Source organism: uncultured Bacillus sp. (assembly GCF_958411575.1).
GTDB lineage: Bacteria > Bacillota > Bacilli > Bacillales > Bacillaceae > Bacillus > Bacillus spizizenii.
In genome coordinates, this window is sequence record NZ_CATYRA010000013.1 from 20,545 (window position 1) to 45,421 (window position 24,877).

At 44.7% G+C, this 24,877-nt stretch carries 24 protein-coding genes and 3 pseudogenes; 4 read left to right on the plus strand and 23 right to left on the minus strand.

Annotation, left to right across the window (positions count from 1 at the left end; translation table 11 throughout):
- Positions 1–18 precede the first annotated feature (18 nt).
- The 13 genes and pseudogenes from yesR to Q5C82_RS18010 form a co-directional block, all read right to left on the minus strand.
- Positions 19–1,053: a rhamnogalacturonyl hydrolase YesR gene (gene yesR, locus Q5C82_RS17950; protein ID WP_003219512.1), complete on the minus strand. Its 1,035-nt coding sequence runs from the start codon at positions 1,051–1,053 to the stop codon at positions 19–21.
- 15 nt (positions 1,054–1,068) lie between these two features.
- Positions 1,069–1,959 carry a carbohydrate ABC transporter permease gene (locus Q5C82_RS17955; RefSeq protein WP_003219510.1) on the minus strand — a complete coding sequence of 297 codons (891 nt, stop codon included), beginning with the start codon at positions 1,957–1,959 and terminating at the stop codon, positions 1,069–1,071.
- Positions 1,960–1,962: 3 nt separating this feature from the next.
- Entirely contained in the window at positions 1,963–2,892 is a 930-nt protein-coding gene (locus tag Q5C82_RS17960) for a carbohydrate ABC transporter permease (protein WP_003219509.1), read from the minus strand.
- Positions 2,889–4,172, minus strand: a complete 1,284-nt coding sequence (locus Q5C82_RS17965; RefSeq protein ID WP_003219507.1) for an ABC transporter substrate-binding protein — start codon at positions 4,170–4,172, stop codon at positions 2,889–2,891. The genes Q5C82_RS17960 and Q5C82_RS17965 overlap by 4 nt, the downstream gene beginning before the upstream one ends.
- A gap of 103 nt (positions 4,173–4,275) precedes the next feature.
- The gene (locus Q5C82_RS17970; RefSeq protein WP_003219505.1) at positions 4,276–5,382 is read right to left on the minus strand and encodes a response regulator transcription factor; all 1,107 of its coding nucleotides are present in this window, start codon (positions 5,380–5,382) and stop codon (positions 4,276–4,278) included.
- Positions 5,382–7,115, minus strand: a complete 1,734-nt coding sequence (locus tag Q5C82_RS17975) for a sensor histidine kinase (RefSeq protein ID WP_003219504.1) — start codon at positions 7,113–7,115, stop codon at positions 5,382–5,384. Before Q5C82_RS17975 ends, Q5C82_RS17970 begins: the two co-directional genes overlap by 1 nt.
- On the minus strand, positions 7,112–7,741 hold the full coding sequence (locus tag Q5C82_RS17980) for a YesL family protein (protein ID WP_079996299.1): 630 nt from the start codon (positions 7,739–7,741) through the stop codon (positions 7,112–7,114). Before Q5C82_RS17980 ends, Q5C82_RS17975 begins: the two co-directional genes overlap by 4 nt.
- Before the next feature lie 114 nt (positions 7,742–7,855).
- Positions 7,856–8,131 (minus strand): annotated as a pseudogene (locus tag Q5C82_RS17985) (YesK-like family protein).
- A gap of 51 nt (positions 8,132–8,182) precedes the next feature.
- Entirely contained in the window at positions 8,183–8,725 is a 543-nt protein-coding gene (locus Q5C82_RS17990) for a GNAT family N-acetyltransferase (RefSeq protein ID WP_003219496.1), read from the minus strand.
- Between the two features lie 124 nt (positions 8,726–8,849).
- Positions 8,850–9,419 (minus strand): spore coat protein CotJC, encoded by a 570-nt coding sequence (gene cotJC / locus Q5C82_RS17995; RefSeq protein ID WP_003219494.1) that lies wholly within the window; start codon positions 9,417–9,419, stop codon positions 8,850–8,852.
- A gap of 14 nt (positions 9,420–9,433) precedes the next feature.
- Entirely contained in the window at positions 9,434–9,697 is a 264-nt protein-coding gene (cotJB, locus tag Q5C82_RS18000; RefSeq protein WP_003219491.1) for a spore coat protein CotJB, read from the minus strand.
- On the minus strand, positions 9,681–9,929 hold the full coding sequence (gene cotJA, locus Q5C82_RS18005; protein ID WP_003219489.1) for a spore coat-associated protein CotJA: 249 nt from the start codon (positions 9,927–9,929) through the stop codon (positions 9,681–9,683). Before cotJA ends, cotJB begins: the two co-directional genes overlap by 17 nt.
- A 73-nt stretch (positions 9,930–10,002) precedes the next feature.
- Complete coding sequence (locus Q5C82_RS18010; RefSeq protein WP_003219482.1) at positions 10,003–10,632, minus strand: TetR/AcrR family transcriptional regulator; 630 nt, start codon at positions 10,630–10,632, stop codon at positions 10,003–10,005.
- Between the two features lie 249 nt (positions 10,633–10,881).
- Here Q5C82_RS18010 and Q5C82_RS18015 point away from each other — a divergent pair, with 249 nt between their 5' ends.
- Entirely contained in the window at positions 10,882–11,865 is a 984-nt protein-coding gene (locus Q5C82_RS18015; RefSeq protein WP_003219480.1) for an amidohydrolase family protein, read from the plus strand.
- Between the two features lie 38 nt (positions 11,866–11,903).
- Here the strand turns inward: Q5C82_RS18015 and Q5C82_RS18020 are convergent.
- The 8 genes and pseudogenes from Q5C82_RS18020 to Q5C82_RS18055 all read right to left on the minus strand — a co-directional run bounded on the left by Q5C82_RS18020 (position 11,904) and on the right by Q5C82_RS18055 (position 17,919).
- Positions 11,904–12,772 (minus strand): annotated as a pseudogene (locus tag Q5C82_RS18020) (NmrA family NAD(P)-binding protein).
- Positions 12,769–13,212: a nuclear transport factor 2 family protein gene (locus tag Q5C82_RS18025; RefSeq protein WP_003219474.1), complete on the minus strand. Its 444-nt coding sequence runs from the start codon at positions 13,210–13,212 to the stop codon at positions 12,769–12,771. Before Q5C82_RS18025 ends, Q5C82_RS18020 begins: the two are co-directional and overlap by 4 nt.
- A 77-nt stretch (positions 13,213–13,289) precedes the next feature.
- Entirely contained in the window at positions 13,290–13,874 is a 585-nt protein-coding gene (locus tag Q5C82_RS18030) for a TetR/AcrR family transcriptional regulator (protein WP_003219472.1), read from the minus strand.
- A gap of 101 nt (positions 13,875–13,975) precedes the next feature.
- Complete coding sequence (locus Q5C82_RS18035) at positions 13,976–14,431, minus strand: hypothetical protein (protein ID WP_003219467.1); 456 nt, start codon at positions 14,429–14,431, stop codon at positions 13,976–13,978.
- Between the two features lie 135 nt (positions 14,432–14,566).
- Entirely contained in the window at positions 14,567–15,286 is a 720-nt protein-coding gene (locus tag Q5C82_RS18040; protein ID WP_003219465.1) for a YebC/PmpR family DNA-binding transcriptional regulator, read from the minus strand.
- 159 nt (positions 15,287–15,445) lie between these two features.
- On the minus strand, positions 15,446–15,622 hold the full coding sequence (locus Q5C82_RS18045; protein ID WP_003219463.1) for a hypothetical protein: 177 nt from the start codon (positions 15,620–15,622) through the stop codon (positions 15,446–15,448).
- A complete protein-coding gene (locus tag Q5C82_RS18050) occupies positions 15,612–16,754 on the minus strand; it encodes a Rap family tetratricopeptide repeat protein (protein ID WP_003219461.1) in 1,143 nt (380 codons plus the stop codon). The genes Q5C82_RS18045 and Q5C82_RS18050 overlap by 11 nt, the downstream gene beginning before the upstream one ends.
- A 143-nt stretch (positions 16,755–16,897) precedes the next feature.
- Positions 16,898–17,919 (minus strand): annotated as a pseudogene (locus Q5C82_RS18055) (hypothetical protein).
- Between the two features lie 179 nt (positions 17,920–18,098).
- Between Q5C82_RS18055 and Q5C82_RS18060 the strand changes: the two are divergent.
- The 3 genes from Q5C82_RS18060 to Q5C82_RS18070 are packed head-to-tail and all read left to right on the plus strand — an operon-like array spanning position 18,099 to position 21,067.
- The gene (locus Q5C82_RS18060) at positions 18,099–20,108 is read left to right on the plus strand and encodes a ribonuclease YeeF family protein (protein ID WP_003219458.1); all 2,010 of its coding nucleotides are present in this window, start codon (positions 18,099–18,101) and stop codon (positions 20,106–20,108) included.
- Positions 20,109–20,112: 4 nt separating this feature from the next.
- Positions 20,113–20,598 carry an antitoxin YezG family protein gene (locus Q5C82_RS18065; protein ID WP_003219457.1) on the plus strand — a complete coding sequence of 162 codons (486 nt, stop codon included), beginning with the start codon at positions 20,113–20,115 and terminating at the stop codon, positions 20,596–20,598.
- Positions 20,599–20,611: 13 nt separating this feature from the next.
- The gene (locus Q5C82_RS18070; RefSeq protein ID WP_003219456.1) at positions 20,612–21,067 is read left to right on the plus strand and encodes an antitoxin YezG family protein; all 456 of its coding nucleotides are present in this window, start codon (positions 20,612–20,614) and stop codon (positions 21,065–21,067) included.
- 81 nt (positions 21,068–21,148) lie between these two features.
- Here Q5C82_RS18070 and Q5C82_RS18075 read toward each other — a convergent pair whose 3' ends face one another.
- Together Q5C82_RS18075 and Q5C82_RS18080 are read right to left on the minus strand one after the other, a co-directional pair.
- Entirely contained in the window at positions 21,149–21,793 is a 645-nt protein-coding gene (locus Q5C82_RS18075) for a DUF1643 domain-containing protein (RefSeq protein WP_003219455.1), read from the minus strand.
- A 90-nt stretch (positions 21,794–21,883) separates the two neighbouring features.
- Positions 21,884–24,874, minus strand: a complete 2,991-nt coding sequence (locus Q5C82_RS18080) for a type I restriction endonuclease subunit R (RefSeq protein WP_003219454.1) — start codon at positions 24,872–24,874, stop codon at positions 21,884–21,886.
- Positions 24,875–24,877 lie beyond the last annotated feature (3 nt).

Below are 24,877 nucleotides of genomic sequence, written 5' to 3' on the forward strand. Positions count from 1 at the left end.
TTCCCCCCGCCGCCAGCTTTACTGATACACGCGTTTTTTCGTTCTTAACACATCAGCAAGAAACGTCAGCGCAAGTCCCTGTCCCCATCCTTGTATTCGTTTGTAAGGCACCTGTTTGTATCCTTCGGCATTTTTCATGACGGCTGTCCCAGCCGATACCTTGCTGACCCGTCCGTCCTCTTCCACCGCATCTAAAATGGCGGCAAGCGATTTCTGCACATATTTTGTATAGAGCTTTCCGCTCGACAGCAGAGCAGAGCCAATGCCAGCCGATGCCGAAACTTCGAGATACGAATCCGGGTCATCCAAAATGGTATGCCACAGCCCTGTATCGTCCTGGAGCCGGACGAGCGCGCTCAGCTGATCTCTGAGCGATCCATCAATGATCATAAAGGATGGATGCGTCACCTCAATGAGCGGGAGCGCCTTCGCCATCGTAAGTGCCGCCCAGCCGTTCGCCCTGCCCCAATAAATCCCCGACAGATGATTTTGCGCTTTATTGTCCCAGGCGTGGTAATACAGATTCGTGACAGGGTCCTGAAGCACGTCTTCATGCCCGTGAAACTGGCGCAGGCCATCTTCAAAATAATCCTCACGCTCCATCACTCGCCCGATTCTCAGCATAAACAGCCCCGCCATCATCAGCGTATCCGCCCATGCCTGCTCGGGAAACACATAATCCGCCGAGTTAACCGTATGCTGAAGAATACCTTCTCCAAAGCGCGGCGCATGATGAAGCACATATTCCGCCATCTCGCCAGCCGTTTCCAAATAGACGTGATCTCCCGTCACCTGATGCAGAAACAAAAGCGTATGGCCGATGGAAACCCCGTTGATCGAAAGCGGCGGCAGCCCATCCTCCAGCTGTTCATCCACCCACGTTTTTAACAGATTGATATATTCCTCGTTTTCTGTCGCTTCATACGCCTCCGCCACGCCATAAAACGCGACGCCGCCCGGCCAATCCCACGCAAAATCCATCTGAAATGTCCGTTTCACGATCCGGTCAATGACGGACGTCACCTTTTCTTCATCAAAAATAAGCTGTGCCATCTGCAACACTCCTTTTTATTTTAATCCGGTCGTACTAATGCCCTGAACGATATATTTCTGAAACAAAAAGAATACAAGAATCACAGGCAATAACGAGACGGCCGACATCGCAAACATCGCGCCCCAGTTCGAAGCCGATTCCGTATCGAGGAAAAGCTTCAGCGCAAGCGAAACCGGATAAAGCTCCGGCTTATTCAAATACAGGAGCGGCTGAATCAGCTCCTCCCACTTCCAATAGAAGGAGAAAATCGCAGACGTCGCAAGCGCCGGGGCAATCAGCGGAAGAATGATCCGCCAAAAGCAGGCAAAACGCCCGCAGCCATCGATTCGAGCGGCTTCATCCAGCTCCTCGGGGATCGTCCGGATAAACTGGATCATCAGAAAAATAAAAAACGCATGCCCGAAAAATTGCGGAACGACAATCGGTTTAAAAGAATTCAGCCAGTCTAATTTCGCAAACATAATATACTGCGGAATCATCAGCACTTCATGCGGCAGCATTAACGTCCCCATCATGCAGGCGAACCAAAACGTTTTCCCCTTAAACGGGATGCGCGCAAATCCGTATGCAATGACGGCCGATGACAGGACGGCGCCGATTGTTGACAGCCCGACAATGATCGCCGAGTTTTTAATAAAGGTCAGAAACGGCTGCCCCGCAATGCCCTTCCATCCTTCAGCATAGTTGCTGAGAATAAAAGGATCGGGAATGAGAGAATGAGAGGTTGTAAAAATACTGGAGCTTTCCTTAAATGAGCTGACAAACAGCCAAATGACCGGGTACAGCAATAACACTGCCAGCGATGCCGTAAAAACGTGGAACAGTATGCGTTTGGGCCTGACGCGCCCGGCTTTTTTTCTCTTAAAAACCGGGACTTCTCTGACAGGCTGGTTGACCGGCTCCATCCGTCATTCCTCCTTTGACTCGTAATGAACCCAATATGACGATGTTTTAAACAAAATCAGCGTAATCAGCCCGACAATGATAAGCATGATCCAAGCCATCGCCGATGCGTATCCCATTTGAAAATAGTTGAACGCCCGCTGGAACAAATAGAGCGAATACAAAAGCGTCCCGTCAAGCGGCCCGCCCTCGCCCTTCGAGATGATATAGGCAGGTGTAAATGTCATAAAAGCAGAAATCGTCTGCATCACAAGATTAAAGAAAACAATCGGCGTGAGGATCGGAAGCGTAATTTTAAAGAAACGCTGCACCCGATTTGCCCCGTCCACGCTTGCCGCTTCCAAATACGAAGACGGAATGTTTTTCAGCCCGGCCAGAAAAATCAGCATCGATGACCCGAACTGCCAGACGGACAGCAGAATCAATGTCCACAGCGCACTTGTCGGGTCCTGATACCAAAGAATTTTTTGATCAATCCCGACAAAAAACAGCAGTGCATTGATGACCCCGTCATTGCCAAAAATATTGCGCCACATAATTGCCACGGCCACACTCCCGCCGATGATCGAAGGCAGATAAAAGAGCGTTCTGTAAATGGCCGTTCCTTTTGATGCATTGTTTAAAATGACAGCGATAAAAAGCGCGAAGCCGAGGCGGAGCGGAACCCCGGCAAGCACATACGTAAACGTCACCTTCAGTGACTGCCAATACTTTTCGTCACCCGTAAACATTTCCTTGTAGTTATTGAGCCCGATCCATTTCGGCGCTGTAAACAAGTCATAGCTTGTGAAGGACAGAAACAGGGACGCACCCATCGGAATCACCGTGAAACATAGGAATCCGATAATGAACGGAGAAATAAAAGCATATCCCGCCAGATTGTCTTTTCTCATACTCCGGCTTTTTTTCATTGCATCAGCCCCATTTCCCGTCAATTATTCCTCTCTAATATCTCATTAGCCTGCTTCCGGAACGTTTTGGCGGCTTTTTCCGGCGATACCTTCTGATACAGAATCTGATCAGACGTATCCTTCAGCAGCTTGATGACCTCCGCGCTTCCCACAGGCTCCGGCGGATCGGCTTTGCTGATGTTTTTTGATGCGTTTTCTACATATTCCACGATGTTGGCTTCTTCCTCATTCAGCTTCGGTTTAATCGCGTCCGCCACCTTGTCAGATACCGGTACACCCCGCTCGCCTTTGATCAGCATGTTGGCTTCTTTATTGTTGACGAAGAAATCGATAAACTTTGCGGCCTCTTTTTTATGCTCAGAGCTTTTCGGAATCGAAAACAGCATACTCGGCTTCAGCGTCAACGCCTTTTCCTTCATTTGCTCCGGCGGCAGATAAAGAGACAGCGGCGAGTCTGTCAGCCGGGCAAAGCCCAAATATTGATTGGAGTAGTTCCACGTAATTGCTGACTTGCCTTTGACGATAAAGTCATCCTCCATCCCTTTAATCTGTGCGCTTTCATCAGGTGTTGGGGATGTTTTAGCTTTCACCAGCCTTAGCTGCCGCTCAAAATAATCGACAAACAGCTGATCATCCTGATACGCGAGGCCTGTGCCGTCTTCTTTATAAAAACGCTCACCCTTCGTGCGCAAATAATAAGGGAAGAAAATATCAGGCGGATGCATTCCGTTGGAGCCGTAGACACCGGCTTTTTCCTGAAGGTCATACGCCAGCTTCTCGTAATCCTCCAACGCCCAGTTTTCCTGATTGATGGACACACCGGCTTTCTTAAGCAAATCATTATTCGCAATCACAGACAGTACGTTGACGCCTAGCGTAAACCCATAGAGCTTATTGTCAATTTTTCCGCCCGACAGCATATTCTCGTCGATTGAACTGACATCAATCGTTCCATCCTTTGTATACGGCGTTAAATCTTCCAGCTGGTTCTTCTTTCCGTACTGTGCCAAATAAGCGGTATCCATTTGAATGACATCAGGAAGCTGGCCGGCGGCAGACATCGGCGCGAGCTTTTTCCAGTAGTCATCCCAGTTCGCAAATTCCGCATCAATATGGACGTGCGGATTCTTTTTCTCATATAGCTCAATCACCTTCGTTGTATAATCATGCCTTGGCTGCCCGCCCCACCATGCGATTCTGAGCGTAATGTCTTCTTTTTTCCCCGATGCCTCTTCACCTGCAGAACATCCGCTGAAAAAAAAGACGCAGACAAGCGATAACAGCACGTAACAAATCTTCTTCAAACCAATCCCCCCTTTAATGTAAGTGCTTACATTTTATTTTAAAGCGTTCGGATGGGGCGAAACACTCAAAAAACAGTGGCGAAAGTAAAAAAAACAGAGATGGCTATCCTGCGGAAGCGCCTCCCTGTTTTCTTCTGAATTCTGACGGTGTCAGACCGGTATATTTTTTAAAGACGAGACTGAAATACTTCGGATTATCGCCAAATCCAATCTCTTCTGCAATTTCTGAAACACTCGCGTCCCGCCTTATTTTCATCTGCTTCATCGCATGCTCAAGACGCACTCGCGTAACGTATTGGGAAAATTTCTCTCCTGTTTCCTGTTTAAATAATTTCCCGAGATAATCAGGATTCATAAACAGCATATCCTTCGCCGCCCATTTCAAGGACAGATTCGGATTTCCGAGCTCGTCGGCAACAAGCCTGATCATTTTCGAAATCACTGTGCTTCCTTGCAGGTCACCAGACGCTTCGAGTGTGTCGCGAAACAGCTGCCCAGCGTGCCGGAGTTCTCCCGCCTGACTGATTGCTACTTGGCGGTCCGCGAAAACGTCCACCGCCTTTTCAGCGGCGTTTTCCTCCACGGCGATCACGGTCCATTCTCCGCTGCTGCAAACCGCTGTCAACGCCGTGCCGAGCACTTCTCTAGCCGCGGCATCAACAGATTGTTCCCCTTTTAAAATCAGGAGGCGGACCTTTTTTTCGGCAAGGGAAGAAGGCGGAGACAACTGGGCCACACCGGCGATCACCCCCTCCAAGTATTGATCGGCAGCAAAAGAACGGATATGATCGAGCTCATGTTTCAGATGAGCGGTTTTCTTTTTCCGCACCTCATGCTGCTTCAGTTCGGCAATGATTTCCTCCAGTGAGCTGATAATCTGCTGTTCATTGCAGGGCTTCAGCAAATAATGCTTGACCCCATATTTCATTGCTTCCTTCGCGTACTCAAACTCTCCAAACCCGGACAGGACGATAAATTGAACCGACGGACTCACGGCTGACACCTTTTTGATCAGCTCAAGCCCGTCCATGCCGGGCATTTTGATATCTGTAATGACGATATGCGGCTGCTTATGTAAGATCTTCTCATACGCTTCATTCCCGTTCTGCGCCTTGCCGATTAATGAAGCGCCAAGCGCCTCCCACTCAATGATTCCTGCCATTCCGTCAAGAATAATCCTCTCATCATCAGCTAGCAATATCTTATACATCACACCACCTCATTTCGGCACGGTATTGTGATCACAATCCTCGTTCCCTTTCCTTGCTCACTCTGAATGCGCAAGCCGTACGGCTCTCCGAATGTCAGCCGAATGCGTTCACGAATATTCCAAAGTCCGATCCCTCTACCGCCAGATGTTTCAAGCATCCGTTCATCCATACCGGGCCCGTTATCTTCGACCGTAATACAGACACAGTCTGTCGTCTTTTTCGCCTGAAGGCGGATGGCGCACGGCCTTGTGAAGGGCTCAAGCGCGTATTGAATCGCATTTTCCGCCAGCGGCTGGAGCGTCAGTTTCGGAATGAGGCAATGCTTCACCTCTTCGTCGATATCCAAAGTGAAGTTCAGGCGCTCTTCAAATCGAAACCGCTGAATGGTCATATAGTGAAGAACGATATCCGCCTCCTCCTGAATGGTCACTGTATCCTTCTTCATATGAATGCTGTTTCGCAGAAGAAAACCGAGCGCTTCCACCATTTTTGAGATTTGCTTTTGCTGATTCGCCTTTGCCAGCCAATTGATGGACTCGAGCGTGTTATATAAAAAATGCGGGTTGATCTGGGCTTGCAGTGCCTTCAATTCGGTTTCTTTAATGATGAGCTGTTTTTCTACATTTTCTTCCATCAGCTCGTTAATCCGTTTCATCATGACAGTAAAGTGACGGTTCAGCATACCGGCCTCATCCTGTGTATGTTCCGGCAGAGAAAGCGACACGCCCGCCTCAATGCCACCGTCCTGCACCGATTTCATCGCGGACACAAGCTGCTCGATCGGCTCCGTGATACTGTTGGCAATTTTCCTTCCGAAAAGCAAAACCACACAGAAAAACAGAAGAAAACACGTGCCGATCACCGTTTTCATAAAGGAAATTTTTTCGAACATCTGATCAAAGGGGATGACGTTATAGTAGCTCCAATTTTGATAGGATGATTGAAGGAAAGAAATAAAGTAACGTTTGCCATTCTTTTTTATCAAATCATATCCGGGGTGCTTTAGCGTCTCTTTTGCCGCTTCAGGCGCAAGCACCGAAGCATGGGCCGAATACACCAAATTCCCGCCTTGGTCGGCGATCATGATGTCTCCGACCGAATCGCCCCAATCCTTTGGCAAATCACGGATCATCTGTTTCACATTGACTTGGATCAGCACCATGCCCAAGCCGTTCAAACTCAGCTGGTGATAGGATCTAATCTGCCGCGCTGAAATCAGGACAGGATCTGAACCGCCGAGCGTCATCCAAAGATTTCTTCCATTTTTCGCTTTGGCTCGCTTAAACACCTCTTCCTGCTCCTGCTTTAAAAGATCTGAAGAACTGCTTCCAGCTGAATACTCTGAGCCGCGGGCATCAATCAAATGAATGGAATCGATGTACTCTTCATCGCCGGCATATTCCGCCAGCTGATCCCACAGCTCCTGCTTCATTTGATACTGATCGTACGTATCATCACGGTTTTGCATGCTCAAGATGCGCTGAATCTGTTCGTCTGTAATGATTTCATATGACACATCCTCTATCTTCTTCAGCTCGTCTTCGATCCTTTCAGAAGACATCCGGAGCACCTCCGAGGATTTGCGGAAAATTTGCTCATCATACACGTGAAAGGCGTACTGCACCCCGCTGTATACAAACAAAAAGGAAATGGCCATAATCAGTGAAAGAAACACAAACAGCTTATCCCTAATCTTGATCCGCCTGTACCAGCCAGCAGCTCTTTTTTTCATGCCGCCTTTTCTTTCTCCTGACGCTGATCCATTGACCGAAACGCTTTAAAGGATAGCTTCGTTAAGATCAGGCTCAGTAAACTCCCGCTGAAAAACAGCAGAAACGTGACGTGAAACAACACGAGAAACAACACACCGACAGCACCCGCCGCCATCATGAGCGTCACCGCCGGACGGCTGAAGGCGATCAAAAAGCTGATGCTCAGCACTTCTCTGATTTTCACGTCAAAATGAGAAAACACCGGAAATACATACAGCACAACAAATGCGAAAATCAAGCTGATGCTCAGGAACACATTGACGAGCACAGGCTGATTCATCTGAGCCGCAATCCGCATATCCGCAAACAGAAACAGGCCGGCCGTCACCAGAATGAGCCCGAGGATCTGTGCTGCCCGCCACTCCTTTTTGAACGCCCGAAAAAAGACAGAAAACACTGGGGCATCCGTGTTCCCCTTCGCCCATTCTCTCGTGACTGAAAACATCGCGGCAGTAGCAGGCAGCAGCCCAAACACAATCAGACCTGCAAGAGAAAACAATATCCAAAGCACATTCAAATACGCCAGTCTCATCACCCACGTACAAAAACGATTCAGCCCATTCGTCACACTGTGTATCATCAACATCACCTTCCTGCTTCAGAAAACGCTTTCATTCGAAGTAATAAGTATTTCTCTTTTCGAAAGAAAATTCCTGCCACCCTGTTTAAAATTCGACATGATTAGAGACAGCAGACGTCCTTATCTTCTCCTGTATCGCTGGATGGCCCTATCGATCAAATATCCGGCAACCGATCCGCAAATCACATTGAATCCAAGCATTCCGAGCGCAGCCCCTTCCCAGCCGCGTACATACACGAGGCTGTACCAGATCGCAAACACACCAAGGACGATCAGCCCAGCCAAAATCCATTCCGGACACCTTATATCAGGAAACTACAGCCGTATAAAAACGGATACGCCAGCGAACAGACAAGCCATCCCGATCCCTGTCACAAATAAAATTGGCCACAACATCGCCTGTCCTCCTTTTTAGAAAAAGACAAAAAAGCCTCCTGCAAAGGACGCTTATTCTGCCGAAATCTCTTTCTCAAACAAATGATACCCGGATGCATCAGCACCCATGAATTCATATCCCATACGCCGATAAAAGGAATGCAAGGCATCGTTATCAGCGACACAATCAAGCCGGATCCGTGTTTTTCCCGGAAAGTATATGCCTGTCTCCACCCAATGAAGGACGCGTGCTCCAAGCCCCTGTCCCGCAAACCGGCGGCTTACTGCGAGGCGGTGCAAATAAATGGACTCCTCATGCCCATCGTCTCCCCAAAGCGTCCGGTCCCACTCGCTAGGTTCAGGCAGCAGCATCACGACAGCTGCAAGCTCTTCGTCTTTTTTAAACACAAACACATGTCCATTTTCAATTGACCCCGTGATGTCATGTGTATCTTGCCCTTTCAGCAGTCCGCTCCATTGGTTAGAACCCCGATCCCGGAGCCATTCAGCTGTTCGGACGAGCAATCCAGTAATCGATTCTGCATCCTCATAGACAGCCGGACACGCGTAAAATCCATCTGCAATCGTTTCGTTCTTCATCTTAAAAGCTGACATAAAGGCCTCCCAATCAAAAAGTAAGCTTGCACACACACCTTGATTATAATGCAGACTAAACAGCAAAAACAGACCATTTTCTCTGTATGTAAAAGGGTGTATGAAAGAGAGGCCAATCTGCCCATTAGAAAATCTTCTTTTTATCCCGCTCTTCTTTTAAAATTTCAACCGCTTCCCTAAAGCGCATGGAGTGTACAATTTCACGTTCACGCAAAAAACGCAGGGAATCGTTTAAATCAGGATCATCCGAAATATCAATCAGCCATTGATACGTCGCCCGCGCCTTTTCCTCTGCAGCAATGTCTTCATATAAATCGGCAATTGGGTCGCCCTTCGCCTGGATATAGCTCGCAGTAAACGGAACGCCCGCCGCGTTGTGATAAAAAAGCGCGCCATCGTGATTGGCGTAATGATCTCCAAGCCCGGCTTCACGAAGCTGCTCCGGTGTAGCGTCTTTCGTTAACTTGTAGACCATGGTCGCAATCATTTCCAAATGGGCAAACTCCTCCGTGCCGATGTCTGTTAAAAGGCCGATGACCTTATCAGGAATCGTATAACGCTGGTTTAAATACCGGAGAGCAGCGGCCAGCTCGCCGTCCGCTCCGCCATACTGCTCAATCAAATACTTCGCCAGCGTCGGGTTGCACGTACTGACCTTGACAGGGTATTGCAGCTTCTTTTCATACACCCACATTCAGGCATTCCTCCTTATACTTGCCACGGCCATGGCCCTTTTCCCCAATCCCAATCCTTGCCCGCGGGGCTGTTGCCGAACTGCAGAAGCGGCCCGTAAGAGGATTCGAACTGTCTTTTCAAGTGCCTTGAATAGCCGGAATATTGATTGAATTGCTTCAGCGCATCTTCATCATGAGGATGTGTATTTAAATAAAGACTCAGCTCAACAAGCACAAAATCAGCAGCCTGTATTTGCTCAAGCTGACGATAATATTCGGCATCAACCTTTTTTGCCATGTGCGTCTCCCCCTCGATAAGGGTTTTCATAAAAATCATAGAGATCCTTCCAAAGGGTGCCTTTCCTCAAAGCCTCCATCGGCGAAAACTGCTCCATGTGCTCAGGCTGAAAGGTCATATAAAGGTTAGGGGGCGTTCTGTAATATTTCTTCCCTATGGGCGGACAGGGATCAAAACGGCTGTGAAAGGGCGTGTATGATTTGACAGGCGTAAACGGCTGCATATCCTTCATTCCGGCTCCTCCTTTCTCAAAAACAATGACCTTAATAGGTATGAGGCAGGGGGCATGATTATGACTAAAAGCGTTAATAAGGAAGCTTGATCTGTTCTTCGATCCCCGCGATACGGAGCGGGCCCAGCAGCGTTAAACGAGTTAATTGATTCGCCATAAACAACGGACTGTACTTCATGCCGCTCTCCAGCCAGGAACAAATGACCCCGATATGGGCGGACGTGATATAGCTGATGAGAATCTCTTTCGGCACCTGCAGCGTTTTCTCTGATTCCTCAATCGAAGAAAGCAATTCCTCGTAAATTCGTTTCTGAACGAACTCCGCCATAAGACTTCTGAATTGCGGCAGACCCCTGTCGCTCAGCATCACTTGGAAGTATTCGGCATGTTCATGGATGTACTCAAAAAGCGTAACAAAAGATACAGGAGGATGATCCTCATTAATACTGACCGGTTCGACCAGCGTTTCTGGCTTTACCTGCCGGATCAAATCATCAAGAACCTCTGTCATGCTTTGAAACAAAAAATCCTGTTTATCCTGATAATGTAAATAAAAGGTGCCGCGGGTCAGATCCGCTTTTTCCGTAATTTCCTGAATCGTAATCGAATTGGCATCTTTTTCTTTCAGAAGGGCGATTAAAGCGTCTCTTAAATATTTGTTTGTTCGTCTGATTCTCGGATCGACTTTGTGTTTTTTAGACATTTTTTTCCTCCCTGTCTAACTTTCATTTTCTTCTGAACAAATCATCCGCAGGTGTCTACTTCTACACATTTGGGCGTTCTCTGTTTATTGACCTTTTCCCAAAATCTACTGTACCATGAACGTACATCTTGTACATGGTGTAAAGTAATGAACATTATGTTCAATAATTATTTAACGAAGCTTCGTTGCGTAAAATGAGTGCACTCCATCTGATTTCACCCTTATGATAAAGAGAGGAGTCTTTGGCATATGAAAGGAAAAATCGCATTAGAAGAGCACTGGGAATCTCCTGATTTTCCGGCTACAGGAAGCCACAATTTTACTGACGATGAGTATTTCAGCGCTGTCCAAAAACGATTGCAGGAATTCGAGAAACGAATTGAAGACATGGATCGAAACGGAATCCAAACCTCAATTCTCTCATTGACACAGCCTGGTATAGAAGGCATCACTGATCCTGACAGAGCTATAAAACTCGCAAAGCAAATGAACGATCACGCTGCGGAATTCTTCGTTTCTAAGCATCCTGGCCGATTTACAGCGTTTGCGGCAGTTCCGCTTCAAGATCCTGAAGAAGCTGCGAAGGAACTCGAACGGGTCGTAAACGAGCTCGGCTTTGTGGGTGCCTTGGTCAATGGATACAGCAACATCGGGGACGAAAACACCGCTCAATATTTAGACGAACCCCAGGTACGCCCTTTCTGGGAAAAAGCCGCACAGCTGCAGGTTCCCGTCTATCTGCATCCGCGTATCCCGCTGCCGCATCAGCAGCGCATCTATAAAGGCTACGAAGGCCTCCTCGGTTCAGCGTGGGGCTTCGGTTTTGAAACAGCAACACATGCCATCCGCCTGATGCTCAGCGGCCTTTTCGACGAATACCCTGATTTGACTGTCATCCTTGGTCACTTAGGCGAGGGCCTGCCGTTTACATTACCGCGGGTTGAACACAGACTCCGCCATCAGCGTCCTGAAACCCACGGCAGCCATAAGAAAGCGCCAACTGAATACCTCCGCAAAAACTTTTATCTTACAACAAGCGGTGTGTTCAGAACCCAGGCTTTAATTGATACATTGTTAGAGGTTGGCTCAGACCGCATCCTCTTCTCGGTCGACTATCCGTATGAAACAATGGAAGAAATCTCTTCCTGGTTTGACCAATGTCCAATCAGCGAAACGGACCGGTATAAAATCGGCACTGAAAACGCGGCTAAGCTGTTTCAATTCAATCGATAATTAAGAAGACCTCCGGCAGAGCCGAAGGTCTTTCTAGATCAATCAGTCCAAAATGAGATCAACGTTTCCAGTATGCAGCATGAGCAGCCGCGAATTCAGTCAGCGAACGGGGTTCTTTTCCCGTCACACGCTTCACTGTATCCGTTACCCGATGTTCCGCACCATGACGGATCGCTTCATCCAGCCCCGCCATAAAATGGGCATAATCCGCCGGCAAACCTGCTGCCTCCATCCTATTTTGCAGCTCGGAATGAGAAATGCTGACGTGCTCCACCCGGCGTCCCGCCGCAGCTCCGATGATCTCCGCCGCTTCGGCATAGCTCAGCGCCTCAGGTCCTGTCAGAATATGATGTGTTTGATGAGGAACATCATCAATCAAAGCTCGCACAGCCGTTTCTGCGATGTCATCAGCGTCTATAAACCCCAGCTTTCCCTCACCCGAAGCCGTGATGATGTTCCCCTCGGTTTGAATAGACATTCGATGCTGGACATTGATGAAATTTTGCATAAAGTATGAAGGCCGCAGCACCGTCCACTCAGGAAAATTGTGCACTGCCTGATGAAGCGCACCAAACACAGGGCCATCTTCAGGGACAACCGACGCACTAAGCATCACCACACGCTCCGTACCGAGCCGCTTTGCCTCCTTTAGAAACGGGAGCACATAAGGAGCCGGATCAAACACACCGACCGGGGCAACAAGATAGATCTGTTTTACCTGTTCCAGAGCAGACGCAAAACTGGAGGCATCCTTCCAATCAAAATACACATACTCAGCATCAGCAAGCTCGCCCTTTTTCCGGCTGGCAATCCGCACCCTGTACCCGAGCTCTATTAAGCGGTTGGCGATTCGGCTCCCAGTTGTGCCGGTCCCGCCCGTGATTAAAATCGGCTGCTGTTTCATCATTTTCCACTCTCCTCTGTTTGCAAAATTGATCCTCCAAACGCCTCTTTTACAACGAGCGGATTCCAGTAATCCTTATAATGCACAATGAGGCCGTCTCTCGTTTCGATGACACTGATATAGCTTTGGCGATAAGGCAGCCCAGTCTCGATCACATGGCCGTCACATTGAAACTCCGCAATGATCGTATTTGTATCTGCTGAACGGTACACTGTCGGAGCCGTAAACGAAGAAAGATGAATATGATTAGGATAATCTTTAATATAATCGTAAATGGCCGCTTTTCCTTCTATCCTTTTTGGTGACCCCTCTGGCGCATAAGGAAACTCAAACACGGCATTCTCATCCCAAAGCTCCGTCCAGCTCTTCATGTCCTTCTCAAGCATATACGCCATAAACTTTCTCAATGTTTCACATGCCTTTTCAAATTCATTCATCAGCATTCATCATCACCTCATTTTTATTTTAGACCATTCAGTCCGAAAAGGGCATACATGGGCAAAGAATTCTTTACCACATGTTAATCAAGCACCGATAAACTTACGTCAACATGATCCTGAAGCCGGTCTATATCAGCCGTCACTTTAGCGACAAACGTCAGAGACAGCCTGCTCTGATTCAAATACCGGGCAAGCGTCAATATATCAGTGTCTTCACCGGTCAATTCTCCTTGATCCTTCGCCCTTAAAAGCGCCTGATAAAAAGCGTCCTCAAGCTGCTTGGACTGTCTTTCAAAATACCGGGCAAGCTCAGGATCATGCGGGATCTGTTCAATCGCGCTGTTAATGATGTAACACGCCTTCGCCCGTTCCGGATCCCTAAGGACATTGACACCTTCCTGAAAAATATCACGAATGGCTTCCTTTACAGATCCAGATGCCTCAAGTCTTTCGATAACTGCAGCGTTTTTCCCCTCAAGATATGTTTTCACAGCTGACAGAAACAAATCACGCTTTGTACCATACGTATCATACAAACTTTGGCGCGCAATGCCTAAATGAGAGAGCAGCTCCTGAAGAGAAGTGCCTTCGTAGCCATACTCTCCGAAAACCTCTATCGCTCTATGCAGGACAAGTGCGGTATCGAATTCTTTATTCCTTCCCAAACGAATATCACCTCCTACAAGAAGATATTACCTTTTCCAGACTGAACAGTCAAGAAAAAAAACACCCTTGATCAGCAAGAGTGTCCGTTCTACCACGCTTTTTATTTATGGCCGTCTTTTCCCCAGTGCCCCATTTGGTGATGATGATGCCCATAATTTCCATCATGATGGTGGTGATCATGGTGTCCGACATTTTCATCATGATAATGGTGGTGATGGCTATCATTAACGTGGTGCATTCCGTGACTTGGATAACTCATTGAGCTCGGATAGCCTCCATAGCCGCCGCTTGGGAAGCCGCCGCCGAATCCTCCAGACATGCCATATCCAGGATAGCCTGAGCCTCCATAACCTGGATAGCCCATCCCTGTGTACATACTATGGTCCGGATAGCCTTCGCCTCCGTACATACCATGGCCCGGATAGCCTCCGCCTCCGTACATACCATGGCCCGGATAGCCTCCGCCTCCGTACATGCCGAATCCCGAACTGCCTGCACCATAGCCTGGGTAAGCGCCAAAACCGGGTCCGCAGCAAATGTGTCTTGAATCAGTCATTCCAATCTCTCCTTCACATAGGTTACAGTCCAGCGTATGAGAAGGCCTTACAGATCGTATAGACATCCGCCTAAACACAGATAAAACAATTTCATGGACAATAACAAAAGCAGACCATGACAGTCTGCTCCTTTTTTATTCACCAAGATCCACGTTATGATAAACCTGCTGAACATCTTCTAAATCTTCTAATGCATCAATCAATTTTTCAAACTGTTCCTTCGCATCATCCGGAAGCGTCACTTCACTTTGTGCAAGCATGGTCAGCTCGGCTACTGTAAATTCCTCAACGCCCGCGTTTTTAAATGCCTCCTGCACCGCATGGAATTGATCCGGCTCGGCATATACGATCACACTGTCATCCTCTTCTAAAATGTCACGAACATCGACATCCGCTTCCATCAGGATTTCAAGCGCTTCATCAGCAGTTTTGCCATCCACACCGATGACAGCCGTCGCATCAAACATGTAAGCAACAGATCCGCTCACACCCATGTTTCCGCCATTTTTCCCGAATGCTGCACGCACTTCCGGCGCCGTACGGTTTACATTATTCGTCAGGGCATCAACGATGATCATTGATCCGTTCGGACCGAAGCCCTCATAGCGAAGTTCATCGTAGTTCTCTTCCGCTCCGCCCTTCGCCTTCTCAATCGCACGTTCAATGATGTTTTTCGGCACGCTGTAAGTCTTCGCGCGCTCAAGCACAACCTTCAGCGCCTGGTTGGATTCCGGATCAGGCTCACCCTGCTTCGCCGCCACGTAAATCTCACGGCCAAACTTCGCATAAATCCGACTCGTATTCGCGTCCTTAGACGCCTTCTTCTCTTTAATATTGTTCCACTTACGGCCCATGATGTTCCACTCTCTTTCATATATATCAATCTAAATACTGTTATTCACTTTATCCATTATACCTCAAATGGTTTGGTTGTTTCGAGTGTCTTGCGTTAGAAATAGAAGGAATGCCGTGATGTGGAAAATCGAACGTCTTCCGTAAAGCAAGAAAAAGCCCTAGCTAAGGGCTTTCTTCTGATCACTCATAAGATTGTAAGGGGAATGATCGATATACGTCGTATTTCTATCTGTTGATTCCTTAAATCCGTCGGACTGTGTCAAGAAAGGAAACGAAATACTGCCGAAAACTAGAGTAACAGCAAGGCACATCATCATTTTTTTCTTAATAGGCATATAAACACTCTCCTTTTAAAATATCATCTTGCGCTTTCAGCACTTTCCGATAAAACGCAGCAGCGTGTTCAAAAAGACAGCGGCTTTCAAAAACAGCGGCTGCACTCCGGGCACATGCTTCAATGTACGCGTGCAGGTTCTTTTGTTCGAAATAGCTTAAAAGATCATGAATTTTGTGTTCGTCAACAACCTCTATGTACACTGCCTGCAAGAACAGATACAATTCTTTATAAAATTTGTGAGGCCCCGCATTTGGATAGGTTGTAATATGTTCTAATCCTTCCTCTATGAACTGAAACGCCTTCTGTGTTTGTCCTGCTTTACATAATGTCCAGCTTAACCCGAACAAGACTTTCGGAAGCAGATCAGGGACTTTCTCTCTGCTTACTTTCGCAGCTTTTTGGAAATGTTCTATAGCCATATGATCGTCTCCTGATCTGTCATAACTGTTCGCGATGTTCAATAGAGAAATGGCGATAAATCGGTCGTTTTGAATATCCATTGCCAATTCCAGTGCCGCTTCTAAATGCGGAAGCGCTTTACCGTAATGTTTGAAATCATCATAGTTGCCGGCGATCACAAACAAGCTTTGTATGGTTCTAATGCTGTATAGGGGATGGTTTTGATAAATGTCTAAGGCTTGAAGAATATGATGCATCGACACATGGGTTTGCTTCATATGGTAGTACGCTTCTGCCACTTTAAAGTGGAATTCCGCTTTCTCAATTTCATCTGACACAAACGGCAGTTCTTTCTCCGCCTCGCGATAAAACCCGATCGCTTCAACATATTCTTTCTGATCAAATTCATACATGCCGCGGAAAAACAAAGAGTAGTATTTCAAAAGGCCTGTGAGTTTTTTCTGAGGAGTTTCAATTGTTTCCAGAAGCTCTGTCACGGTAGGGCGATTTCCGTATGTTTGTCCCGGCTCCAAATAATCCAGCATCAGCTGGTGCCGAAAACACATCAGAGAATAATAGATCAGTAAATCCTGGTTTTCTTCCATCTGCTGAATGTCCTGCTCCACCTCTGCTTTCAAAACCTCAGCATCCGGAACACTGAACTGGCGAATCATCTTGTACCATTCATTAATCTTAACACCAACACGCGAAGACGGTATGGCTTGACTCAACGTCTTCCCTCCCTCTCTATAAGATATGTCATATTCTATCAATCCCAAATTTTGAAAACAACACAGAAGGAAGAAATTGTTTTTTCATCCTGTCAATTTGTTTTTCTCGGCAAAAAAGGACCCTTTATGCAAGGTCCCATATCTCACTTAATGTCAACCACAACAAAATCCTGAACCTTCACTTGTTCCTCAGGCAAATCAAACTGATAAAGCATCTCCTTAGAATGGATATCAAACACACCCACGTACCCGCCGATGCCCTTTTTATGCTCTTCCTGAGCAACAACATAAAGTTGATTCCCCTTAAACTTTGCCTCCATATAAGGGAATTTCAAGCTGTATGTATGAAAAGAAAAATCCTTCCCATATTCCAGCAAGTTCGCTTCACCCTCTTTGTCTTCGTACGCCACGTAAAAACTGCCGCTTTCTTTGTCATAGTACACGGTATCAGCGTATTCAAGATCATCAGGATACGGAATATATGTCGTTTTCCATGTCTCTTTTTCAATCACAGTCAGTTCGTGCTGCGAGCTCGCGACAATAAAATCGACTGAGTCTGCGAATTTATCCCCATACGAGGCTAAACTTAGGGTCTCAATGATTTCCTCTGTGTTTCTGTCGATCACGTAAATAGCCATGCCTTGAATCACATAAATATAATTCGCGTCACTCGACCCCATCGTGACAAGTGAAGGCAAGGTGAGGCTATATTCCTTTTTCGTTTTTTTGTCGTTTATATGCACGTCATTCCCCGTCGTATCAACGTTATAGGCCTTAACAGAAACATCCTTCCCCTCATACCAAAACGAAAATGGATTTGATAGCGGATGCTTTTTTATGGCATCCTTCTCCAGCGTGTAATAAAAGGACTCATGTTCCGCTAATAATACAATGTCTGTTGATGCGTAAGACTTCGTTTGGATGTACGGCACATCCGCCACCTTGAACGTGCGCCTATTAAATCTTTCGCCTGTTGAGGTTGAGAGCAGCGTGCTTTCTTTTATGAGAGGGTTGGAATAGATAAAATAGATGCGGTCTTCTTCGAGATGAATGGCGGAAGTTTTGACAGGAATATTGCTTTTATTTGTAACTGAAGATACAGAGCAAACAGGATGATGCATATCATAAACCCTAATAAACCGAATATAATGCGTTTTTTCTTCATCAAAATGCTCCTTTAACTGTCTATCAATAATCATTTCGACTATGTTTACACAATCCCTTCGTGAATAAAGACACATGCCAAATGACTCATTTTTCCATCGAAACACGTTTCCACAGCCATTCTTATCCTGCTCCGTGGTAAAATTTTGATATTGAGCGAACAAAAGAAGGGAAATGGTCATGAAAGTACTTGAAGTGAAAACACTGCTTTCTGAAGCGACAGACCGCGCGAAAGAGTATAAAGAACTAAGAACGCAAATGGTCAACTTGAGAAAAGCATTAAAAAGCGTCGCCGATCTTGGCGACAGCGAATTCTCAGGAAAAGGCGCCAGCAACATCAAAGCCTTCTATCACGACCACGTTGGCGTCACCGACCAATGGATCGACTACATCGACATGAAAATCGCATTTTTCAACAGCATCGCCGGAGCAGCCGAAGACAAAGGCCTCTCAGACGCATACATCGAAGAATCCTTCCTGGAGCACGAACTGGCAAATGCCCATAAAAAATCGAAATCCATCATGTCCGAACAGAAAAAAGCGATGAAAGACATCCTGAACGATATCGACAACATCCTCCCGCTCGACCTGTTTTCAACAGAAACCTTCAACGACGAGCTGGCAGATGCCAACGACAAACGCAAAAAAACACTGGAAAAATTGGACGCCTTGGACGAAGACCTAAAGACAGAATACGCCCTGTCAGAACCAAATGAACAATTCATCAAGTCCGACTTCCAAAAGCTCCAAGAAGCAACGGGCAAAGGCAAAAACGCCACACCCATCCACTACAACGCCAAGGCGTACCGTGAGAGTGACATACATAAGAAAAAAGGCGACATTGAAAAGCGGACTGAGGCTTACTTGAAGATTAAGAAAGAGGAAGCGAAGGAACGCGAGATTGAAAAACTGAAAGAAAGACTGAAAAACTACGATTATGCGGATGCCGATGAATTCTACGAAATGGCAAAAACGATCGGCTATGAAAATCTGACAGCAGAACAGCAAAGATATTTCACCCAGATCGAAAACACGCGTGAGCTTGAAGCGGGCTTCAAAGGGGTTGCCGTCGGCCTTTATGATTCCGGAAAAGACGCGGTCGTAGGCCTGTGGGATATGGTCACAGATCCGGGCGGAACCGTTGAAGCCATTACAGGAGCTGTGGCTCACCCGATCAAAACGTATGAAGCCATTTCAGCAGCAATCGAAGAATCATACCAAAAAGACATGGTAAATGGTGACACGTACTCAAGAGCAAGATGGGTGTCATATGCGGTTGGCACGGTTGTCACATCAATTGTCGGCACAAAAGGCGTAGGAGCCGTCTCAAAAACTGGCACAGCCACTAAAGTGACGACCAAAGTTAAAACAGCAGCAAGCAAATCAGCAACAGCACAAAAAGCCATAACGGTCTCAAAACAAACCATTGATCACATCAAACAAAAAGTAAACAAAGGCATAGAAGTATCAAAAAAACACGTCAAAACCAAATTAAATCAAATCGGAGATCTCACACTTGCGGATATTCTCCCCTATCATCCCCGTCACGATTTAGTGCCGGCAGGCGTTCCTTACAACGCAGTCAACGGGGTCACACTTAAAGAGGGACTGCAAAAATTCGCCAAGGTCATCCTTCCGAAACCATACGGAACGTCATCAAGCGGAAGACGAACTCCAGCGCCAGTTGTACCGCCGGTAACCGTCAAATACGGCGAGCACTACGCAAGATGGAGCAGAAAGAAAGTGCTGAAGCCTAATATCATCTACAAAACAAAAGAAGGCTACACGTACACCACTGACAACTATGGTAGAATTACAAGTGTTAAAGCAGACTTGCAGCTAGGAGAAGCAAAACGAAACCAATATGCACAGTCGCATGCTGGAAAGCCCCAAGACCGAAAGCCTGACGATGATGGCGGGCATTTAATCGCCACCCAATTCAAAGGCTCAGGCCAGTTTGACAATATCGTGCCGATGAATTCTCAGATTAATAGGAGCGGCGGCAGATGGTATGAAATGGAGCAGGAATGGGCAAAGGCTCTTAAAGAAGAACCTCCGCAAAAAGTTAACGTTAATATAAAAGCCATATATAAAGGTGATTCACTAAGACCAGACAAATTTATTGTTAAGTTCAGAATTGGAGATGCTGATTTTGAAAAAGTAACAATAAAAAATCAATCCGGAGGTTGAGATCATGGACACACCAAAAATGGGAGACTTGTATCAAAGAATAGCAAATCAGATAAATGAAATGATTCCATCTGAATGGGAAAACGTATATCTTTACGCTGAGATATTAGACGACTCTTCGGAAGTATATTTTTATTTTAATATACCGGGCAAGAATGAATTCCTATACTCACATAACATTCCAGAACATTTTAATGTAAGCGAAGATATTTATGATGATTTATTAATCGAACTTCAAGAATCATTCGAAGAATTACGAGAAGAATATGAGAAAAATAATCCAGAAACTTGGACGAACTTGACTTTGAAACTAGATAGGACAGGCCAGTTTTCTATAGATTATAATTATGAAGATGTAATTGCTTCAGAGCTAAATGGATCTCAAAGAAAGGCTGTTTGGGTGTATAAAAATCTAGGTTTAATGCCAAAAAGGAAAACGGTAAGAGACTTTTTAGAGGATTATATCAAGACTAACGAAGGAAAAATTTAAATTAGTTTCTGATATGGGACAGTTAAATCAACAAATAGCAGAACAGCTTAATGAAATGATTCCATCTGAATGGACAAAAATCATTCTTTATGCGGAAATATTAGATGATTCATCAGAAGTTTACTTTTTCTTCAATACACCACAAAGTGAAGAGTATATCTATTCTCATGATATACCGAAACAATTCGATGTTAGTAAAAAAATATACGTGAGTTTATTAATCGAACTTCAAGAGTTATTCGAGGAGTTAAGAGAAGAATTTAAAGCAAACAACCAAGATACTTGGACCAATTTAACGTTTAAACTAGAGAATACTGGTAAATTCTCAATAGACTATGATTACACCGATGTCATCGCCTCAGACTTAAACGGATCACAACGGCAAGTGGTATGGGAATATAAGAATTTAGGTATCTTGCCTGAAGATAAGAAAGACAAAGATTTTGTAATAAACTACTTCAGTCTATAAATCAAAAATGGCTCAGCTCTTTACTGCTGGGCTATTTTTGATATTGAAATCTTTTCAATTGTATCCGTAAATTCCGATATTTCACGCTAACCCCAATAATTCATTACTATTTATTTTGATTAAATCAATTAAAGTTGCTGACCGTCCAGCATGTCTCGGGTCGCCATGTTCTGTTAAGATTGTGTTTGTATTTCCCATATTAAATACAAAAATATCTTTATCAGTATTCGAAATTACCTCTATGATTTTATATACTTGAGAATAGTAATAAAGGTTGTGTACAGTTTTCACATTTGGTTTCCCCCATGCAAGGACAACTATATCTGAATCATTTATCATTGAACTAACAGTATTAATATTATTCTTTTGAACATGATTTAATAGATTTGCACCGTGAATACTTTTCAATTTTGCTGAGATGTCTGCTGGATTTGGAGCATAGATAGGTATAACATTTCCTACGTAAAGTTTTTTTACTTGAATTTTCTCATGGGTATAACAATAGAAAAAATCAATTAATTTATTTACAGTTCTATCTGAAATATTTGAATCAGCTTCCGATGGATTCATTAATATTACTGTAACAGTAATACCTTCCATTTCCATTCGATTTTTAAAAGGAATTGATAAGCTATATCTTAAATTTACACCCGGTATAATATTTTGCCTATCATCAATAGTAATAGACGAAATATCTACTTTATTAGAATCGTAATAATGCGTCAATATAAAACTTCCTTTCTGTAAATAATATATGTAACGGAGCGAAGACTAACCTTAAAAGATTAAAATCATAACTCCGTCCAAACTAAAGAGCTAACTATTCACTTCTCCATAAACTTCATTCATCATATCTTCCATAATATAAGCCTTAAACTCGTCGTTCTCTAAAATCTTCATAAAGAACTCTTGATTGCTGCTCATACGGTCAATAACGAAGTCCATAAAGGATTTTTCAAAGGCGAATTTGAAGTTTTCTTTTGTGTTGTTTTTTGCTTTTTGACGAATGTCTTCGTCATTTAACATATCCTCTTTCACTTGCTCGCGAGAAAGGAAATCTGTTTCTGTGAATTGCGTGCCAAAGCGCTCATTTAACTTTTCTAACACGCTCGATAAACGAACCTTTTCATCTTCAGCTGCACCACCAGCACCATGTTCATGAGGATCTAAGTCGTATCCACCCGTTTTCTCAAGCTCAATGCTGCCTTCAAATACTTTTTGATTGCGGTAGTATTCAAGTGCTACATCATCCGCCAAGTAAACGTCCTTATCTCCTCGACCACGTGGCAATTTACGTAACAAGTACGTCAGGTAAATATATTGCTTGTGTAGATCTAAATCAATAAATGTTACAACTTGTAGCACAAAGCCATAAGTACGTATAAATTTCGTAGCCACTTGTTTAAATGCGAATTGTTCTTCTCCCGAAAGTTTTTTAAAACGCTCCACACCTTTATCGAGAAGCGCATTTAACTCGGCTTGAGCCTTCGTAGACTTCTTCACACCGCCCGTTACTTCAAGCTCATTTACCTTTTGCACCTCTTCCTCAGTAAATACTTGATATGGCTCTAGCTCGGCCTGCATATCATAAAGGATATTCGGATCAGAAATTTTTGTTAGACTTGTCGATTCATAATAAGGCTGGAAAGACGCTTTTATGTCTTCTGGATCATTTACAAAATCCAAAACAAATGTATCGTCCTTACCAGGGCATGTGCGATTTAAACGAGATAGTGTTTGCACTGCCTTAATACCGCTTAATGGCTTATCTACATACATTGTGTGCAACAGTGGTTCATCAAATCCAGTTTGATATTTCTCTGCAACCAGTAGCACTTTGTATTCATCAGAATTAAATTTTTCAGGTAACTCTTTTTCAGAGAACTGATTCATTTCTGACTCAGTATAATGAATCTCACCATCTTTCACAGTACCGGAGAAAGCAACTACTGTTTTTAAATCATCGTAGCCCATTTCATTAATATACTTATCGAAAGCCATTTTGTAACGTACTGCGTGTAAACGGCTTGCTGTAACAACCATTGCCTTTGCACGGCCGCCAATTTTGCGCTGTACGAAATTGCGATAATGCTCGATAATAATTTCTGTTTTTTGTGCGATGCTATGTGGATGTAGTGACACGTATTGTGCTAGCTTTTTAGTAGCTTGTTTTTTTGATACCTCTGGATCATCTTCAACTGTCTTTGCAATTTTCCAGAACGTTTTATAGGTCGTATAATTTTCAAGTACGTCTAAAATAAAGCCTTCTTCAATCGCTTGGCGCATTGTGTATTGATGGAATGCAGCTGGCTTGCCATCTATGCCAATTGTACCGAACTTCTCTAATGTCTTTGGCTTTGGTGTCGCCGTAAACGCAAAGAAAGATACGTTATCTTGTTTACCACTTTTCATGATGGCTTCAACGATCTTTTCGTCCACATCACCTAAGTTTTCTTCCGCAATACGATCTTCCTCATAAGCTGCTTCTAACGTTTTATCCGATAACACATTCGTTAATGCAGTTGAAGCTTTACCACCCTGGGATGAGTGCGCCTCATCAATAATGACCGCATACTTTTTATGCTCTAAGCCCGCTACTTTCTCTAAAATGAATGGGAACTTTTGAAGCGTCGTAATAATAATACGTGTCTCATTATTTATGGCACGTGCTAATTGCTCTGAATCTTTATCAATCGGCTCTACCATCCCTGCTTTATGCTCCAGCTGATACACTGCATCTTGCAATTGCTTATCTAATACTCGGCGATCGGTAATTACGATTACACTACTAAAAATTGATTCATTGTCCTCGTTATGTAACTTCGCTAAACGGTGTGCAAGCCACGAAATCGAGTTCGTCTTACCCGATCCCGCAGAGTGCTGGATTAAATAATTATGACCGACAAGCTTTTGTGCAACATCTGCTTCTAACTTACGTACAACATCAAGCTGATGGAAACGGGGGAAAATGAGCATTTGACGCTCACCTATTGTTTCACCGTTTGAATCTTTAATGTCGTCTTTCTTAATAAAGATGAAGCGGTATAAAATGTCGAGCAAGCTATCTGGAGCTAAAATTTCTTCCCATAAATAATGAGAACGATAATTGTCACCATAAGTTAACGGATTACCTTTCCCACCATTATTGCCTTTGTTAAATGGGAGGAAGTACGTATTGCCTTTATCAAGCTTTGTTGTCATAAACACTTCATCTGGGTCAACGGCAAAGTAGACAGCAACACGCTCATTAAATTTAAATAGCTGCTCACGTGGATCACGATCATTCTTTAATTGTTTCATCGCATCTTCAACTGTTTGATTTGTTAATGGATTTTTCAGCTCCATTACTACAAGTGGTAAACCGTTTAAAAACAGCACCATATCTAAGCTATTGTTATGCTTATCACTGTAAAACACTTGGCGAGCAACATTAAAACGGTTTTTCCCATACTGTTCATTTAATGTTTTATTCATATCGGTGGGTGGCTGGTTATACGCAAGTTGTAATGTGACACCACGATCTTTAATCCCTTTACGTAAACATTCAACCAAACCTTGTTTATGTAGCTGGTCTTTAATGCGCTTTAACACTTGTTCTTTATAAGTAGGACCATACGATTTTTCTAACGTACGCATCCGCTTTTCCTGCGTATCTTCTAAAAATGCAAATAGCTCTTCAACATCGATGGCATGCTGTTTGAAAGAGCTACTTGCCTCACCTTCTAACACACGCTTTTTAAAGCCATTCGCGATTAATGCTAATTCGATATTTGTCTCAAAACCTGTTTCTGTAGTATCGATCGCCATTAC

Coding starts and splice junctions, on each gene's coding strand:
- Q5C82_RS17975 (WP_003219504.1), bottom strand. CDS start 7,115: ATGAAAAAAAGAGCTGCTGGCTGGTACAGGCGGATCAAGATTAGGGAT.
- Q5C82_RS18015 (WP_003219480.1), top strand. CDS start 10,882: ATGAAAGGAAAAATCGCATTAGAAGAGCACTGGGAATCTCCTGATTTT.
- Q5C82_RS18060 (WP_003219458.1), top strand. CDS start 18,099: ATGAAAGTACTTGAAGTGAAAACACTGCTTTCTGAAGCGACAGACCGC.
- Q5C82_RS18040 (WP_003219465.1), bottom strand. CDS start 15,286: ATGGGCCGTAAGTGGAACAATATTAAAGAGAAGAAGGCGTCTAAGGAC.
- yesR (WP_003219512.1), bottom strand. CDS start 1,053: ATGGCACAGCTTATTTTTGATGAAGAAAAGGTGACGTCCGTCATTGAC.
- Q5C82_RS18070 (WP_003219456.1), top strand. CDS start 20,612: ATGGGACAGTTAAATCAACAAATAGCAGAACAGCTTAATGAAATGATT.
- cotJC (WP_003219494.1), bottom strand. CDS start 9,419: ATGTGGGTGTATGAAAAGAAGCTGCAATACCCTGTCAAGGTCAGTACG.
- Q5C82_RS17955 (WP_003219510.1), bottom strand. CDS start 1,959: ATGGAGCCGGTCAACCAGCCTGTCAGAGAAGTCCCGGTTTTTAAGAGA.
- Q5C82_RS18065 (WP_003219457.1), top strand. CDS start 20,113: ATGGACACACCAAAAATGGGAGACTTGTATCAAAGAATAGCAAATCAG.
- Q5C82_RS18035 (WP_003219467.1), bottom strand. CDS start 14,431: ATGACTGATTCAAGACACATTTGCTGCGGACCCGGTTTTGGCGCTTAC.
- Q5C82_RS18080 (WP_003219454.1), bottom strand. CDS start 24,874: ATGGCGATCGATACTACAGAAACAGGTTTTGAGACAAATATCGAATTA.
- Q5C82_RS18010 (WP_003219482.1), bottom strand. CDS start 10,632: ATGTCTAAAAAACACAAAGTCGATCCGAGAATCAGACGAACAAACAAA.
- Q5C82_RS17970 (WP_003219505.1), bottom strand. CDS start 5,382: ATGTATAAGATATTGCTAGCTGATGATGAGAGGATTATTCTTGACGGA.
- Q5C82_RS17980 (WP_079996299.1), bottom strand. CDS start 7,741: ATGTTGATGATACACAGTGTGACGAATGGGCTGAATCGTTTTTGTACG.
- Q5C82_RS17990 (WP_003219496.1), bottom strand. CDS start 8,725: ATGTCAGCTTTTAAGATGAAGAACGAAACGATTGCAGATGGATTTTAC.
- cotJA (WP_003219489.1), bottom strand. CDS start 9,929: ATGAAGGATATGCAGCCGTTTACGCCTGTCAAATCATACACGCCCTTT.
- Q5C82_RS18045 (WP_003219463.1), bottom strand. CDS start 15,622: ATGCCTATTAAGAAAAAAATGATGATGTGCCTTGCTGTTACTCTAGTT.
- Q5C82_RS18025 (WP_003219474.1), bottom strand. CDS start 13,212: ATGCTGATGAATGAATTTGAAAAGGCATGTGAAACATTGAGAAAGTTT.
- cotJB (WP_003219491.1), bottom strand. CDS start 9,697: ATGGCAAAAAAGGTTGATGCCGAATATTATCGTCAGCTTGAGCAAATA.